Raw genomic sequence first — 16,672 nt, 5'->3', positions numbered from 1 at the left:
TTAGAAAGGGCTTTATTTTAACAAGCCGAATACGTAAAAAAGACAAATGGCAAGTCTTTCATTGGAGTCGATTTAGTTGAAGAAGAAAACACAGCAGCACGCCTATCTGCAATCATATGAATATATCCGCGACAAGATTTTAAACGGAGAACTCGAACGTGGCACAAAACTGATTGAGGAAAAACTCGCAGAGCAACTTGGAGTAAGCAGGACACCGATCCGCGAATCCATCCGGAAGCTCGAACAGGAAGGGCTCGTCAAACAAAAACGCGTCGTCAACCCGACCGACATGGACCTCCGCCACTACTTCCAGGTCCGAATCCTCCTCGAAGGATTCGCAGCCCGGTCGGCCGCTACCTATATGAACGAAAAGGACCTTTACCAACTGAAAGAATGCATCGACATCGGCCGAAACGGCACAAACGAGGAAATCATGGAAGCCAACAAACAATTCCACGACATCATCGTCAACGCCACCAACAACCCCGTCATGGTCGACACCATCGAACGCATGCAGTCCATCATCTATTTATTCAGAAAAACGGTCGTTTATCATAACCGGCCATTCTTGATTGATGAACATCAGGAGATTTATGATGCGATTGTTGCTCATAATGGAGATGAAGCAGAACGGTTGATGAAAGAGCATATTCAGGCGGATTTGGAGTTTTGTTTGCATGTGATGATGCGGTAGGGTAAAAACGTGTATATAAAAAATTTATATTTTTTATATACACGTAATTAATAAACAAATGTCAATTTTGTTTCGAAATATCGATATAACTTGCACTAAAACGGTCAGTGGCTAATGCCTCTGACCTCTATTATGATGTTTGTTCCATAAAATCCCCCTTGGCTGAATAAGTTATTTTCATTTATGAATGACAATCTCTGAATATCACTCCTGACAAGGATAGATAAAAAACGGAAAGAGCTTTAAGTGCTGGCTCTTTCCGTTTTTCCCCTACTACCTCATCTTTATATCTTTTTCCTTCTCATCGAATGTACAGCTGCCCATTGGTACCCCATGTAAAATCATCTCACTCAATAATGTTAAATTAATCATTAGTACCATCTGCAACCTTACTAACTTGATAAGAAACGACATAAATAAAGAATAGAACAATAAACGAGTAAAAATAATGCCAATTAATCATTTCGAAAATACCTATAAATTTTAATAACGGAAGTCCAATAAAGGAGACGAGTATAGAAAGAATAAACCCTTTCAAGTAAACGTTTATTTTTTCAAATAATTGAATAGTAAACATTATTAATACTGGAATAACAAAAAAGTTCCATGGTATGTAATTAGAGGCCATAGGTGAAACTTCATATCTATAATCAAACATTCCAAAGAATAGAAATGTGGAATCCAGAAATGCGGATAATATTGCAGAGGTTAACCCTGCAAGTAATAATTTTGCGGTCATTGATTTATTTCTATATATGATCCATACCGTACTGGAAATAATGGCTACTATGACACCAAACCACCAATGCCAGCCAAATAAAACATGTTCTTTCCAAATATCCAACTTAAATTGGTGAGCCTTTAATAATTCATTGAACATCTTGTTGGTTGACTCTGAATACTTATTCATACTTACCTCCTTTTTAAATGTAGTTTCACCTTAAATAATTGGTTTATACGAATGTCGTTTTAATTTTTTTAGTGTAAATCTCCAATTGTGATTACTTTACCAATGCGTTGATAGCGTTCATGAAATAAGATATTCGACAATCGGGAGATCCAATGGAAGAAGTTAGAAAATATTCAACCCCGAACGCTTAGGATCATCCTTTATATTCTTAACCACTTGTAATGTTCAATGGAATTAGCAATTCGCACAAAAACGGTCAGGGGCTTATGCCTCTGACCGTTTTGTTTCTCCCCTTAATGTCCCTTATAAAACATTACTTCTTATAAACCGTAAACTTCTCTTCCGCTGATGTCCTTTCCCTCATCGGGGGCACCTTATCAAAATAACCCATATGCAAGAACCCGACGATCTTCTCGCCACGCTTCACGTCCAATAACTCACGCACTTTAGGGTCATAAATATGGGGATTCGTTTTCCATACAACCCCTAGTTTTTGTTCCCAAGCAAGCAGTTGGAAGTTCTGTATAAGAGAGCTGACCGCACCAAAATTCTCTTCCCACTGCTTTTGTCTCGGATCCTCTTCCATCACTACAATTAGAATGGCAGCAGGCTGACTGAAATAATTCCTTCTGTTCTCCTGCATGTCAGGAGGAAACGTTTTTACCAGCTCTTCCACAAAGCCTTCCTTTTCGGCTGATGATACAAAAATAAAACGCCAAGGCTCGCGCAACCCATGGTTTGGTGCGCAGATTGCATCATCCAATATTTCAAGGACGGTTTCCTGTGTCACTTCTTTATCGGTGTATCCGCTTTTAATCGAACGGCGTTCACGAATGACTTTTGCTACACTTGATTTTGTAATTTCCATTGTAAAATCCCCTTTTCATATCATGATTAAGAACCCGTTGAGCAGTCAGCTCCATTTCACCAAATAAATGATTGTGATTATCATTCTCAATTATATATTTTAATATAGAATCCAATATATATCCATGCCTTTGCCCCTAGATTTCTTTAACTAACCACCATATCCCACAAAAAAAGCCAGCGGATATGCCTCTGGCCGTTTTTCAAAAGGTATAAAATAAGCCCCTCCACATAGGAAAGGCTGCTTTCGATATTCAATCCCGTTAGCAACTAAAGAATTCATTCTTTAACCAAGTCACTAATTAAACTCGCCGTTTTCTGGAACAATCCCTTACTCCCTGGAAACATATACTTTGCTTTCTACCAAGATATAGTATTCAGCTGGCAGTCCCTTTAAAGAATAGATTTTACTTCCTTCCCCCGCAAATGTAGCTTCTCCATCTTTCAATTGGTATCGTGGATTACTCTCTTCTTTACTACCGGCAACGCTGAAAGAAATTTCACCTATTTCTTTATCTACATCTCTGTATTTTTCTAGTTTATTTTTTTCTTGATGAAAGGAATATGTATTGCCATTCCACACAACAACATCCGCCCATTCAACAGAAACATTGGTTTCAGGAGACGAGATAGCACATCCAGCAGAGACCAGTAGTATAAACATCGTGGTTAGATATAGAAACTTTTTCAACTGATTCCCCCTACAAAATTATTCTGCAATTCTGCCCGTTCATGAAAAATCTGCCGTCTGATCCCTCAGCAATTGCCCCTTTAGAGAACTACTATGCTCAGCAATCGACTAAAAAAACATTTGTTTTTTATTTCCTTCACTTCTTATCGATTCTCCATTTGCTGGCCGATTCCCTTTGAGGCTCATACAGAAGCTAAATTATTTAGGTTCGATCTTTCCAAAGCATGGAGAGAAGAAAGCTTCGGATTGCTGCATTTACTGTCTAGAAAATCTCCTGTAATGGCAATCAGATCGACTGATTGGCTGGAAATCTTTCTATATCATTCATCCGGGCTGATGGATAAATTTTCGAGATGCAACCAACAGCGCACTTTGAATTTGGCAATATCAGGACAACTGTTACATGAATTCATAAAGGTAGATACGTTAAAACTAAGCAAAAAGGGTAAAAAAGTTATTAAATTACCATATCTTCCAGATAAAATGAGGTGAAACTTACATGCCGCTGTTAGACGTTGATGATGGGACCAGCATACATTTTTCGGTTAAAGGGGAAGGGACTCCAATTGTCTTTATCCACCCCCCTACTTTAACCTCTGTTAATTTCGAGTATCAATTAGAGGAATTATCCCGAAGTTTTCAAGTCATCACCTTTGACATTAGAGGTCACGGACAAAGTCAGCACTCAAACGAACCCATTACCTATGAGCTTATTGTTAAAGATATCATCAAGATACTAAATCATTTACATATTGAAAAAGCATGGGTATGCGGCTATTCCACAGGAGGGTCTATTGTATTGGAATTTTTACTCACTTCTTCAGACAGGGCTTTAGGCGGCTGTGTAATCAGTGGGATGTCTGAAGTGAGTGATAAACTTCTCAAGAATAGAATTCGGGTTGCACAGAAACTTGCGAAGAAAGGAATGGTTTCCGTTTTGGCATGGTCTATATCAAAGGGCAATTCGAACACGAAAGAGTTATTTCAGAAAATGTTCACAGATGCGAAACAAGGAGATTCGAGAAACATTGAGCAATACTATGCTTATAGTTTGCTCTATAATTGTACAGATCGTCTTCAAAACATCAGTCATCCAACACTATTGATATACGGTAAAAAGGATAATCAATTCCACAAGTACGCCGAGATTTTACATGAAAAATTATTTGTTAATCAATTGGAATTCATTGAAAAATCAGACCATCGAATCCCCACAAAGAAGGCAAATGAATTAAATTCACTAATAAGCCAATATATCAACACTCATGAGAAAAATAGCTAGAATAGACGGGGCCAGATCCCAGTACTTCAAAGAAGCAGGGTACTGGGGTCTGGCCTCAAGATTTCTATTACGGTTTAGAACACGGGTTTACAGCTATCCTGCTTTTCAATCTTTTCAAAATTCAACAATAAAAATAGAAGGGTGCCTGCCCTAACTCGTTCCTTGGCTCAGGCACCAAAATGAAATAACAGCTATGATGTAAGCAGTTCAAGTATCCAATCCTTCATTTCTAAAATCCGCATATGCCTTGGTGTGGTTTCCGTTCCATTCACAATCATTGATACGTAAGAATCTTGCTTATGTAATCCACCGTGACTCGCACCGCCAACATGTGTCGGAGAGCCTTCCCCTTTAAATTCATGACCCGGTTTAGCACATACAATTAAGTATTCTCCATCATGTGAGAAAAAAGAAGAATAAAGTCTCGATAAAGCATCGGGATAGTCCCCATATTTGATTGCATTATTTGTTATTGTAAGATCTAATATGTCAGTATCCCCTTCAACAAACCACGTTTGATCGTACTCATCAACAAAATCTCCATTAGGATGAAAGTGAAGCGCTCCTCCATTTATACCAGATGTCACGATTACGGTATTGTCTTTTTGGATGGCAATGACATCAATTCGATTATCTTTTTGGAGGATACTTGCTAATTCCTCTAAAGGAGCTTTTTGATTATTTAGTGTATAAATAAAAGACATTCGTTCATTTACACAAAGAACGATTTCGTCCTGCACTGTTACACCTTTTCTTAATTTCACAATTTGATACGAGCTTAACACTTTTCTAAGATCAATTAATGCAGCTTTTCGATTTTGATCAATCCATGCTTGTCCATTATCACCAAGAACAATCCAAATTGTGTCCTTTAATGCAGCATCCCAGGAAGGATATTCATCTAAAATGTTGCAAAGCTGCTGATCTACCTTCTCAATTCCTTTTATATCCGTTCTCCCATGTTTATGAACACTTTGATCTAAATCCGGAAAATAAACAATCGTAAAATCAGGAAGTTCATTTCGTTTAATCAAATACCTTAATTCATTTGCTGAAAATTTATCGTTGAATCCATATCTTTGCCAAAAGAATGAGTTCTTCTTTAAACCGCTGAGTTTATGCATGGAACCATATGAGAAAGTGTTCGGTGCATACGAATCAAGCTGTCTTTTTACCCCTGTTATCAAAGACATTAAAAACGGCATCTTGATTTGAGTAGGATAATCCCCCCTATATAATAGTGCATTTATAGATGCACTTTGCATTCCCTTTTCATTTAAAATTTCATGAATCGTTTTGTGCTGGTTACTTAAGTGTTGATGGTTTAGACGATAAAAAATGTCGATCATCGCTTTCTTTATTCCGAGTTTAAATAGCTCTTGGGCATGACCACCGTAGTCAATGATCCTTTTTTCTTGTTGATTGTACCAAAGCAAACCTGGAACTTTATGTTGATCACTATACACGCCTGTTAATAATGTGCTGTCAACATTGACAGACATCGTTGGAAATGGACTAACAAGATTCGAAAAATAACGGCCATTGTTCATAAAAAATTTCAAGGCAGGAGCTTTCCCACTCTTAATTGCAGCTTGGATAGACGGATCCATCAAAGAATCAATCACAAGCATAATCACCCTTTTTTTCCGAGGTTGATCTGATGGCATAACGTATCTCCTCTCAAAACATACTTAATTCTATTATGGAATGTTTTCCCTATTTTTATTTATACAACTCTGCCTGTTGGTGTGGTTTGTGATATCAATTCATTAGTATAAGGTGAATAATCCCCATTAAATCAGGAAAAAAGGAGTGCCGAAATCAATACGATTCGGCACTCCTTTTAGTTTGTTATTTTATGGTCTCACATTGGTCCCTTCTCCCGCTGGAGTATTTGTCATGCTTTCCAATCCCCCCTACATACATAAGTAAACATTTCTTGAACGTTTTTTCATAAAAAACTAAAAAGGGGCCGATCCCCGACATGTTATATTTCTAACACCCGAGCCCCAGCCCCCTCCAACTATTCATTCACTTCCTTACTTAGCCTGCCCTTCCGTCAACAGCTCCTCCATCCGCTTCCGCAGCATAAACTTTTGTATCTTCCCGCTCGCATTCCGCGGCAGCTCTTCTACAAACACATACTTCCTCGGCCGCTTATAATTAGCTAAGCTGTCACTATCCTTACACCACTCATCAAGCGCTTCTTCCGTAACTCCAGGATCCTTCTTAACCACAAAAGCCGTGACACTCTCTCCCCACCGGTCATCCGGCTGCCCGACAATCGCGACATCGAGCACGCCCTCATGAGCATGAAGCACATCCTCCACCTCACGCGGATAGATATTCTCCCCTCCTGAGATGATCATGTCGTCGACCCTGTCCTTGACCCAAAGGTAGCCGTCTTCATCGAGGTAGCCGATATCCCCTGAATGGTACCAGCCTTTATGCATCGCTTTTTCCGAGGCTTTTTCACGGTTAAAATAGCCGGACATCATACATGGACCTTGAACGATGATTTCCCCGCTTTCGCCCGGGGGCAAGATGTCATCAGGATCACTCGGTCCGTCTTCATTCGGCTTCACAATCCTGATTTCATGATTTAAGCATGCCTGTCCGGCTGCCCCTGCCTTACTTAGCTGATCATCTTCTGATAAGAAGGTGATTGCCGGACCCATTTCCGTCATACCGTACGCCTGTACCAGCTTAATTCCAAGTCGGTCGTGACACGCATGGACGAGCGACGGCGCCATCGGGGCTGCCCCGTACAGTCCGATCCGCAGACTTTCAATGTTATAGTCTGATAGATTTTCCTGCAGGATCATATTCCACATCGTCGGAGCCGCGAAGAACTTTGTGATTTTTTCGGAATGTATCAGTTCAAGCACCTTCTTAGGCTGGAACTGGTGAAGGATGACGTTGCTCCCGCCGGCATGGATCCTCGGAAGGAAGGCACAGTGAAGCTCGGCACAGTGGAACATCGGTGCTGTCACGAGGCCGATGTCGCCCGCCCCAAGTTTCGTAGCACCAATTACGATCAGGCTCTGCTCCACCATATTCCGGTGCTTATGCATGACACCCTTCGGACGGCCGGTCGTCCCGCTTGTATACATGATTGCGTATTGATCATTCTCATCGACATCAGCATCCACTGCTTTTGGTTCTGCAGCCTTCACTTTCTCATGATAGCTCGTGGCATACTCAGGCGTCTCATCGTCAATGAACCAGAAGACCGTATGAGGGAATCGGTTCTCAATCGAAGCAATCACCGGCTCAACCGCTTTTTCAAACAGGACGACCTTCGGAGCCGCGTCATTCAGGATGAACCCCACCTCTTCTGCCTGCAGCCGGAAATTGATCGGATTGAACACCGCCCCGATTTTTGCGCATGCGAAGAACGCCGTCCCGAGCTCCTCGGTATTGAACATAAAGGTCGACACCCGGTCACCTTTCCTCACGCCCTCAGCGATCAGAGCATTCGCCAGCCGGTTCACCTCATCGTTCCACTCACTGTATGTAAAGCGGAGATCTTTCCGCACATCATAGAGGGCTTCCTTGTTCGGGAACTTCTTTACAGTCAGGTCAAAAATCTTGCCAATCGTCGTACTCATTTACATTCCTCCTAAAGGTAAGTTTGAACGATCTATGCCTGCCACTGCTTCGTGTTGTTTGTTGATATTACCTATCTATTAGAATATTCTGCAAATTAACTTCAAATCCTTTTCCTTTTTCACAGTAAACTTAAACTTTGGACTCATGCTCAACCTTGCTCATATGGTAAAATTTAGATAACTAAAAATTGAAAGGATGTTACCATGGAAGTCATCCTCGCAAGCGCATTTTCAGCCCTCATCATCGCAATGACTGTCTTTTTCATAATTAAGGTACTGATAATCGCTTATAAACGGAAAGAACTGACACTCATAAAATTCATCACTTATACCACAGCTGCCGTCATGATCGGTTTGATTGTGGCATCTGTTCTGCCTTTAGGGTATCAGAAGATATTTGCGCTGATTACGTAAAAAACCCGTCAGCCTTCGCTCACGGACAAACCGGGTCATGGTGCCTGTCCCCATGACCCGCTATCTTATTTTTTGCTGTTTTATGATTCCTGTTATGATCGGGATGAACACGGAAAGTAATAGGACCGGCATAAACCACGCTCCAAACCCGTCCCCCCATCCAAGAGCTATAGAAACCGATTCAAATAAAATCAAGGAAAAAATAAGTAAACATATATTCTTTGAACTGTTGATCATTTTTCTGCTCAGTAAATAAAACTTTTCAGCATTCTCTTCATTTAAACGCTCAGGATAATTATGTGTTTCCGGAAATCTCTCAACAACTTGCATCAACACCGCAAGGAATGCACCTATTATCGGCAGGATGAGAAGCTCCATTTTCGATCCCCTTCGATCCACTTCCCCCAGTGCATTATAATGGGCCGGGACTTCATCAGGTATCTTATTCCAATTGTAGATCAAAAAGAGAATCGAGCCTAAATAGATTGAGTAACCAATAATGTCCCATATCCATTCAATCTTCGTTTTTGATAATTTGATTTTCGGTCTATTTCTTGAGTTTAACATCCTTCCCCGCACCACCTATTCATTATCAGGATTGCCGTAGAGCTTTAGTCTATCGACGCCCCCGCAGCCTCCATCTCCGCTCCCCCAACGCATAAACCAACATCATGATCACCCCTCCAGCAACCGCGACCACCAGCCCCATGATCCCCACAAGTCCTGCCCATCCAACAACCGTGACCTGAAAAAGAAAAAAGAACCAGAATCCACCGAGTATGATGGCAAGCGGTACGTTATGTGGAAACAATCGCTTCCAGAGGATAGCCAGTAATAAGGTGCACAGACACAAGATCACAGCAAACATCAAAAGCTCCTGGTCCCACCGAATCTCGATTCGTGATTGCATCCCATCATACTCATCAGGCGTGGCATTCATCAAACTGCCGAATGTGGTCCCGGCAAACACCATCCCGGCTAAAGCAAAAAGTGCGAGTACCGTCCAGTTAATTGTTCGAACTTCTTTTTTAGCGCTCAATGATTTCACCCCTTGTCTTAAAACCGTATTGCACCTATCTTCATCTTACAGTTAATTCCATATTAATCCAATAGTTTTCACACCACGATTCATTTCACTCCATAAAAAAAGAGCCTGCACGGCTCCACACAATCACACACTCAAATGTAAAACATGCTGAGGCCCCTTAGGCCCTTCATATATCTCATCCTCATCAACAAATCCTGTCTTCAGATAAAGACTGATCGCCGCTTGGTTCCTTTTGTTTACTCCAAGAACCACTTCATTGACGTCAGGAAGATTGTCCTTAATGAAACCCGGCAATAAAGTTAGTCCCTTCTTTGCGAACCCCTTACCTTGCTTCCTTGAATCGATCGAGAAGGAGGTCAGTAGTCTAGCATGCCGATTTTCACTATATTTATGTAATTTTTCTCCGTCTTCCAATGCAAAGTAACCAACCGGTTCGTCGTCCTCAAGGATCAACACATGGATAGTGTTCTTCGAAATTTTTGAATGGTTAATTTTCTCCATCGGCATGCTGGTGAATTCGAGCTGTTGGTCAGGCAGCTGAAACTCGGATAGCTTCTTCATGTATTTTTCTGTGTACTTTGCCAGCCTGACTTTCGACTGAAGTGAAGTTGATTCCATCTTAGTTCCTCCAATATATGAATCTATCATTAATTTTCCCAGACAAATGGAAAGGGATCTCCGGCACAACGCACCGCAGGACCTGTCCACATGGCCCTTTTTATGACGGCTCCGTTCTACTCAATATCCCCAAATATTCCTTCCAAGGCCCCACATCTTCCCTATAACGGTTGGATATTACCCTGGCAATCTGCGATAGGTGCGTCATATCATGGACCACCCAAGTCGAGATCAACTCCCGGGCACTGACCTTGCCGAAAGCAGGATGCATACCTGTCGCCTCAAGGAAATGGCGCTGATCAACCACTAACTCTTTTAACTCATTCACATTCGTTGATCTGATCGCAGCAAACTCTGCCAGCTTCTCCTCAAGACTATTTGGTGTACTCTCTTCCAAATGTGAAAAACGATCAAAAACGGGAAACACCATACTTTCCCCTTTATGAAAGATCATCTTCAACCTTGGAATCCAATTATGCTTTTCCCCTTCGATCAAATGCTCCACGACTTGAACCGCATTCCAACTCCCGACCCCTTCATGACACTCCAGCCATCCTGCCGACAAACCTGAAAGCAAACCCTCCAATGTTTTCGGCGTCCTCTCCAAAATTTCAATTGCTTCCTTTAATTCAAAGTTCACAGGATTTCCCCCTTGTAAAAATTCTTACTTAAACTCAGCTCGATGTCACGATCTCAGCCTGCTGACCGCATGGTTAAAAAAACGCCCTCCTCTTTACTCAGTGGGTCAAGGTACCGGTCCCCCTGACCCGCACCTTGGACCCGGCATACTATTTTTCTTATAAAATGTCGTTCTCTTGACTTAAGTCAATGAGGCCTTCCACAACCAACGTTACAATCGTTCATGAATCAACTATAAGGAGGTTCTTTATGGAAACAAGTATAGGTCAAAACAGACAACAAAAGGCGGCCATTATTTCAGGAACGGCTTTAATGATCATGACTATCGCGGCATTTTTCTCATATGGCTATGTTCACAGCTCGGTCGTTATCAGCGGGGATGGCATCACTACTCTAAAAAACATTCAAACATCCGGGTCATTGTTTGAACTGGAGATCCTTGGTTGGATCGTCATTATTCTGATGGATTTATTGGTGTCACGGGGATTTTATGTGTTTTTGATGCCGTTCCATCAAGGCTATGCATTAGTAGCTGGCTTGCTTCGCTTGCTTTACACTGTCATGCTTGGTATAGCCGTATCACATCTCGTTATTGCCAGCAATACCGCCGGAGAAGCTTCATTTAGTAAATCGGCGGATATGGCTGCTCATAAAGTGATGGTAGCATTCGCATCGTTTGAATCAATCTGGTCAATGGGATTAATTATTTTCGGTCTGCATCTCATGGCTGCAGGTTTTGCAGCATGGAAGTCAAAGCAAATCCCCAAATTAATCAGCAGCTTGGTCATTGCAGCTGGATTTAGCTACACACTGGTTCATATCATGTATCGGTTCATGCCTCAATTTGAACGTTTAACTGTGCTATTGGAAACAATTCTAATGGTACCGATGTTTATTGGTGAACTGGTTTTCGGTATTTGGCTGCTCGTGAAAGGAAGAAAACTGACGTCTGCCAATTAATCTACCATTCTAAGATGGCGCTTTTTAATGCGGCTGAGGGATTCTGGTGTAATTCCAAGATAACTCGCCAATTGGTACTGAGGCACTCTGTTAATCAGACCGGGCCTCTTTTCCAGCAGTGCGTTGTATCGCTCTTCCGGTGACGAGGCGATAAAGGAAGCAAAATCATCATGCATGGCACCGATGTCTTCTTCCATCATTTTTCGTGTCATCGTTTGTAAAACCGGATGTACATCATACATGTCCTGCTCTGTAAGTAAATCACCTACGATGAGTGTACAGTCTTCAACACAGTTAAGTGAGTATTTGGAGGCTTTATCAATGGAATGCTGGTTGAAAATCGTAACGCTCTGTTCTTCTGTGAAAAAATTGAAGGTGGTCTCTTTACCATTCGCATCAACCGCATATTGGCGCACACACCCTTTCAAGACAAAATAACATTTATCGGGAACTTCCCCTTGCTGCAACAAGATCGTGCCTTTCTTAAAGGCAGCGGCAGGAACGTTCTCAGTCAGTTTTCTAAGCTCTTCTTCGCTGAGGTTTGAAAAACGTTTCATGTATTGAATGAGGACATCTTTCATCGTTTAACCTCCGTCTCTACTATTTTTACTTTGCATGTTGAAGCTGAACGGAAACTCGGGCCTGCCCCCAAGTACACTATCGCTTTACCACAACGGGGGGCAGGCCCCTTCTCAATGACTTGCCACTTTCGTATTTTCCAAGTAATCTTTCAAGGAATCCATATCTTTTGCGCAAGCCTTCTTAAAGCTGCCTACAATCAATTTGCCCAGCAATTTTGACAGGCCTGTCAATCCTCTGATTTCACCAAGTAGAGTAACTTCAGTTTGATTATCTGATGAAGTCAACAGATATGTAAATACAAATTCCCCTTTGCCTGTCGTTCCTTTCGTACCGTCGCACCTGAGTACAATCTTATCCGGTTCTTTCAGCTCCACTACCTCAAAATATTCAGATGCCTCTTTGCCGAACATCTTTCTCGTTTCCTTCCACTCGCTGCCCTCATGCAAAGGACCTTCATCCTTGCGCTCGATTGCCACTAACCCTTTCATCCATATCTGGGCTGCCTCGAGGTCCAGCAAGCTTGCATAGACTTCTTCTTTGGAAACCTGAAAGTTTCTTTTCACTTCAAATGGAATACTCAAATTGAACGACCTCCTAAGATTTCATGCTATTAAATGTGTATTTGACAAGTTGGACATCTTTCCTTCTTTTTTCATCATGATTTCAAAATAACGTTCTCGCGCTTCCTAAGAGGCAGATCCTCCCCGCAGGTCATCAAATCTCAGGCTCCTCGCTTCTCACTTAACCAACGCAGCCCTGAGATCAACCCCGAACTCCATGTATCCCTTTAAACAACTCAACATATAAACCCAGCCTTCCTTGTTGTTCAATAATTGCTCAATGAAGTTGTCATCATTCTCATCAAATCCTTCTTCACGGACTTCTACGATCGTGCCTTCTTTTTCTGATGAGAGAAAGTTGATGGTGACGATATGATTGGCTGCCCATTCGAATACAATCTTTTCATTTTCCTGGATTTCTTTAATATGAATCTCACCTTGTGCATTATATTCTTCGTACCTTAGGGTAATCGTCTTTCCCTCTGCCCATCGTTCAGAGCTCGATGAAAACCAGAAATGCCCAATTTTTTCTGGATCTACAAAAGCCTCATAAATTTCACTTGCTGGTTTCAGTATGTTCATTTTCGTTAAATTGTTCACTTATCTTAACCCTCTTTCATGGTTTATTGGTTGGTTCCGATATGATCCTATGAATATAGTAGGGAAATGAATTAAGAAAAAGAATGCTCCATTAATTATTTCTATAAGGAGTGTATAACTTCCTACCAGAAACACGAAATTCGAACCTGCCCATTGTACATACTAGAAAGCATGTGCCAATGCTTCACACTTTCAATCTATGTTTCAGTCCAATATAATATAAAGTAAGAATTTTCATAATTATCCTACTTCTGCTTTTGCAAGATATAAAAATTCCAAAGGAAAAGAAGGGAGAATGGAATATGGAAAACCACAATAGACCAGACCAAAAAGAACACACGGCTGCTTCAGGAGAGTGCCCTGTCACACACCACAAGGACAGCGCGATCACGACGACGACGGATCCACGAGGTACTACGAACAAAGATTGGTGGCCGAATATGCTGAATCTGGACATCCTCCGTCAGCATGACCGAAAATCGAATCCGATGGGGGAAGACTTCAACTATAGGGAAGAATTCTCGAAGCTTGATTACGATGCATTGAAAAAAGACCTCCACTCGCTGATGACGGACAGCCAGGATTGGTGGCCGGCCGATTACGGTCATTATGGTCCATTTTTCATCCGCATGTCTTGGCATGCAGCAGGTACATACCGCGAAGGAGACGGACGAGGAGGCAGTTCATCCGGTTCACAGCGCTTTGCACCTCTCAACAGCTGGCCGGACAACGTCAATCTCGATAAAGCCCGCCGCCTGTTATGGCCGATCAAGCAAAAGTACGGAAACAAGATTTCCTGGGCTGACCTGATTGTACTGACAGGTAACGTGGCGCTTGAATCGATGGGCTTGAAGACATTCGGTTTTGGTGCGGGACGTGAAGATATTTGGCATTCTGAAAAAGATGTGTATTGGGGAACCGAGAAGGAATGGCTGGCAGACAACCGGTATTCAGGGGACCGGGAGCTTGAGAATCCGCTTGCCGCCGTTCAAATGGGGCTGATCTATGTCAATCCTGAAGGACCGAACGGGGAGCCGGATCCACTGGGCAGTGCCCGTGACATCCGTGATACATTCGGACGGATGGCCATGAACGACGAAGAAACGGTCGCCCTCATCGCCGGCGGGCATACGTTCGGTAAGGCACACGGTGCCGGCGACGCTTCCCAGGTCGGCGACGATCCGGAAGCAGCTACCTTGGATAAACAAGGACTGGGCTGGCACAGCACACACGGAAGCGGAAAAGGCCGCGACACGATCTCAAGCGGCGTCGAAGGAGCATGGACAACGCATCCGACGAAATGGGACAACGGCTACTTCGACCTGTTGTTCGGGTATGAATGGGAGAAGACGAAGAGTCCTGCGGGCGCGTCCCAGTGGGCACCGGTCAATATGACGGAAGAGCACATGGCCCCGGACGCCGAAGATCCATCCATTAAAGTGAAGACGATGATGACAACAGCCGATATGGCGCTGCGTATGGATCCCGATTATGAAAAAATAGCCCGCCGATTCCATAAGAATCCGGACGAATTCGCCGATGCCTTCTCACGTGCATGGTTTAAGCTCCTCCATCGTGACATGGGGCCGAAAGCACGCTACATCGGGCCAGAGGTTCCAGATGAAGAACTGATCTGGCAGGACCCGGTACCGGCAGTCGATTACGACCTGTCCGATGCCGAAATCGCTCAATTGAAAGAAAAAATCCTGGATTCCGGATTATCCGTGAGCGAGCTTGTGAAAACAGCCTGGGCTTCCGCAAGCTCATTCCGCAGCTCCGATATGCGCGGAGGAGCGAACGGTGCACGCATCCGCCTCGCCCCGCAGAAAGACTGGGAAGCGAACGAACCACAGCAGCTTGAAAAAGTCCTGGGTGTCTACGAAGATATCCAAAGCGGGCTGGACAAGAAAGTCAGCCTCGCCGATCTGATCGTTCTCGGCGGCTCTGCCGCTGTCGAAAAAGCGGCCAAAGATGCTGGCTTCGAAGTGTCGGTTCCATTCACCCCGGGCCGCGGCGACGCCACACACGAGCAGACGGATGTGGACAGCTTCGCGGTATTGGAGCCGGTATCGGATGGATTCCGCAACTACCAGAAGCAAGAATACGCGACGAGCCCTGAAGAAATGCTCGTAGACAAAGCCCAGCTTTTGGGCCTGACGCCGCCTGAAATGACCGTCCTTCTCGGCGGTATGCGCGCCCTCGGCACCAATCATGGCGGAACGAATCACGGTGTCTTCACCGACCGTGTCGGCGCACTCACCAACGACTTCTTCGTGAAGCTTCTGGACATGGGCATCGAATGGAAACCGGCAGGCTTCAACCAATACGAAGGCCGCGACCGAAAATCAGGCGAAGTCGTGCGCACAGCCACACGCTTCGACCTCGTCTTCGGCTCGAACTCAGAACTGCGCGCCCTCGCCGAAGTCTATGCACAGGATGACAACAAAGAGAAATTTGTCCGTGACTTTGTGGCAGCCTGGGTGAAGGTGATGGATGCGGATCGGTTTGATGTGAAATAAAGCTGTAAATTGAAGGTTTGGGCCTGTCCCTCGGTGCAAGAACGTTTCTGTGCCGGGGCCAGGCCCTATTTTTATAACATCCACAAACGATACTGAAAAACTGCAAAAAATCGCTTTAAAACAAGAAAAACCCCAATGAATGAGCGAAAAAAAGTCTGAACCTAATAAATAAGACACTCCACATCTCCAATTTCAAGTGAAAATGTGAGGTTCTACCCCATTTTACACAGAATTGAGCGTCCCCACCTATGTGACCTCATGTTTATTATCGATTTCTTCAAATTTATTATCGAATTTTAAACGCTTATTATCGAGAATTGCGATCTTATTATCGAGTTGACTCCAGACGCTTTTTTCTATTACCAATCAAGTGGTGTTTTTATCGACTACTACCCATTACTATCGACTTTGTCCTGTTATTTTCTAATCGTGTGCAGCTTTTCTTCAAATCGTGCAGCCCCTATCATAAAACCAGGGCCTGACCCCCGGGCGCATGGATATTTGTCCTTGCCGGGGGCAGGCCCATTTCTCCCGTCGCTCTATTCCATTTTAAAAACAACAACGGATTTGGCTAAACAACACGTTTATTATCAAAAACAAAGATTTATTATCAAAACCATAATTCATCATCCAAGTAGTGAGTCCAATCATTAAAACAACAATAAAAAGACCCCGCT

General features: G+C 43.2%; 17 protein-coding genes. 5 read left to right on the top strand and 12 right to left on the bottom strand.

Annotation, left to right across the window (positions count from 1 at the left end; genetic code table 11):
* Positions 1-76: 76 nt before the first annotated feature.
* Positions 77-694 (top strand): GntR family transcriptional regulator, encoded by a 618-nt coding sequence (locus ACXAFV_RS11380; RefSeq protein WP_475126576.1) that lies wholly within the window; start codon positions 77-79, stop codon positions 692-694.
* Positions 695-1,058: 364 nt separating this feature from the next.
* Here ACXAFV_RS11380 and ACXAFV_RS11375 read toward each other — a convergent pair whose 3' ends face one another.
* From ACXAFV_RS11375 to ACXAFV_RS11365, 3 genes are all read right to left on the bottom strand, one after another.
* On the bottom strand, positions 1,059-1,604 hold the full coding sequence (locus ACXAFV_RS11375; RefSeq protein WP_475126574.1) for a CBO0543 family protein: 546 nt from the start codon (positions 1,602-1,604) through the stop codon (positions 1,059-1,061).
* A 313-nt stretch (positions 1,605-1,917) separates the two neighbouring features.
* Positions 1,918-2,472: a nitroreductase family protein gene (locus ACXAFV_RS11370; RefSeq protein WP_475126573.1), complete on the bottom strand. Its 555-nt coding sequence runs from the start codon at positions 2,470-2,472 to the stop codon at positions 1,918-1,920.
* Positions 2,473-2,802: 330 nt separating this feature from the next.
* On the bottom strand, positions 2,803-3,162 hold the full coding sequence (locus tag ACXAFV_RS11365) for a hypothetical protein (RefSeq protein ID WP_475126572.1): 360 nt from the start codon (positions 3,160-3,162) through the stop codon (positions 2,803-2,805).
* A 499-nt stretch (positions 3,163-3,661) separates the two neighbouring features.
* Here ACXAFV_RS11365 and ACXAFV_RS11360 point away from each other — a divergent pair, with 499 nt between their 5' ends.
* On the top strand, positions 3,662-4,444 hold the full coding sequence (locus tag ACXAFV_RS11360; protein ID WP_475126571.1) for an alpha/beta fold hydrolase: 783 nt from the start codon (positions 3,662-3,664) through the stop codon (positions 4,442-4,444).
* Between the two features lie 191 nt (positions 4,445-4,635).
* Here the strand turns inward: ACXAFV_RS11360 and ACXAFV_RS11355 are convergent, their stop codons facing one another.
* Positions 4,636-6,111, bottom strand: coding sequence for an alkaline phosphatase family protein (locus ACXAFV_RS11355; protein ID WP_475126570.1), 1,476 nt, complete (start codon positions 6,109-6,111; stop codon positions 4,636-4,638).
* Between the two features lie 372 nt (positions 6,112-6,483).
* The gene (locus ACXAFV_RS11350) at positions 6,484-8,055 is read right to left on the bottom strand and encodes a fatty acid--CoA ligase (RefSeq protein WP_475126568.1); all 1,572 of its coding nucleotides are present in this window, start codon (positions 8,053-8,055) and stop codon (positions 6,484-6,486) included.
* Between the two features lie 204 nt (positions 8,056-8,259).
* Here ACXAFV_RS11350 and ACXAFV_RS11345 point away from each other — a divergent pair, with 204 nt between their 5' ends.
* A complete protein-coding gene (locus ACXAFV_RS11345; RefSeq protein ID WP_475126566.1) occupies positions 8,260-8,469 on the top strand; it encodes a hypothetical protein in 210 nt (69 codons plus the stop codon).
* Between the two features lie 60 nt (positions 8,470-8,529).
* Here ACXAFV_RS11345 and ACXAFV_RS11340 read toward each other — a convergent pair whose 3' ends face one another.
* The 4 genes from ACXAFV_RS11340 to ACXAFV_RS11325 all read right to left on the bottom strand — a co-directional run bounded on the left by ACXAFV_RS11340 (position 8,530) and on the right by ACXAFV_RS11325 (position 10,775).
* A complete protein-coding gene (locus ACXAFV_RS11340; protein WP_475126565.1) occupies positions 8,530-9,036 on the bottom strand; it encodes a DUF1648 domain-containing protein in 507 nt (168 codons plus the stop codon).
* 49 nt (positions 9,037-9,085) lie between these two features.
* Positions 9,086-9,508, bottom strand: a complete 423-nt coding sequence (locus ACXAFV_RS11335; RefSeq protein ID WP_475126563.1) for a hypothetical protein — start codon at positions 9,506-9,508, stop codon at positions 9,086-9,088.
* Between the two features lie 132 nt (positions 9,509-9,640).
* Entirely contained in the window at positions 9,641-10,135 is a 495-nt protein-coding gene (locus tag ACXAFV_RS11330) for a GNAT family N-acetyltransferase (protein WP_475126562.1), read from the bottom strand.
* Between the two features lie 100 nt (positions 10,136-10,235).
* Positions 10,236-10,775 (bottom strand): DinB family protein, encoded by a 540-nt coding sequence (locus tag ACXAFV_RS11325; protein WP_475126560.1) that lies wholly within the window; start codon positions 10,773-10,775, stop codon positions 10,236-10,238.
* A 248-nt stretch (positions 10,776-11,023) separates the two neighbouring features.
* Between ACXAFV_RS11325 and ACXAFV_RS11320 the strand changes: the two genes are divergently transcribed.
* Positions 11,024-11,734: a DUF4386 domain-containing protein gene (locus ACXAFV_RS11320; protein WP_475126559.1), complete on the top strand. Its 711-nt coding sequence runs from the start codon at positions 11,024-11,026 to the stop codon at positions 11,732-11,734.
* Here the strand turns inward: ACXAFV_RS11320 and ACXAFV_RS11315 are convergent.
* The 3 genes from ACXAFV_RS11315 to ACXAFV_RS11305 form a co-directional block, all read right to left on the bottom strand.
* On the bottom strand, positions 11,731-12,315 hold the full coding sequence (locus tag ACXAFV_RS11315) for a Crp/Fnr family transcriptional regulator (protein WP_475126557.1): 585 nt from the start codon (positions 12,313-12,315) through the stop codon (positions 11,731-11,733). The genes ACXAFV_RS11320 and ACXAFV_RS11315 overlap by 4 nt on opposite strands.
* A gap of 111 nt (positions 12,316-12,426) precedes the next feature.
* Positions 12,427-12,897, bottom strand: coding sequence for an SRPBCC family protein (locus tag ACXAFV_RS11310; protein ID WP_475126556.1), 471 nt, complete (start codon positions 12,895-12,897; stop codon positions 12,427-12,429).
* 156 nt (positions 12,898-13,053) lie between these two features.
* A complete protein-coding gene (locus ACXAFV_RS11305) occupies positions 13,054-13,476 on the bottom strand; it encodes an SRPBCC family protein (RefSeq protein ID WP_475126555.1) in 423 nt (140 codons plus the stop codon).
* A 302-nt stretch (positions 13,477-13,778) separates the two neighbouring features.
* Between ACXAFV_RS11305 and katG the strand changes: the two genes are divergently transcribed.
* On the top strand, positions 13,779-15,995 hold the full coding sequence (gene katG / locus ACXAFV_RS11300; protein WP_475126554.1) for a catalase/peroxidase HPI: 2,217 nt from the start codon (positions 13,779-13,781) through the stop codon (positions 15,993-15,995).
* Positions 15,996-16,672 lie beyond the last annotated feature (677 nt).

This window comes from Rossellomorea sp. ABR4_012, assembly GCF_056159545.1.
This window is presented reverse-complemented; position numbering and strand designations above follow the sequence as displayed.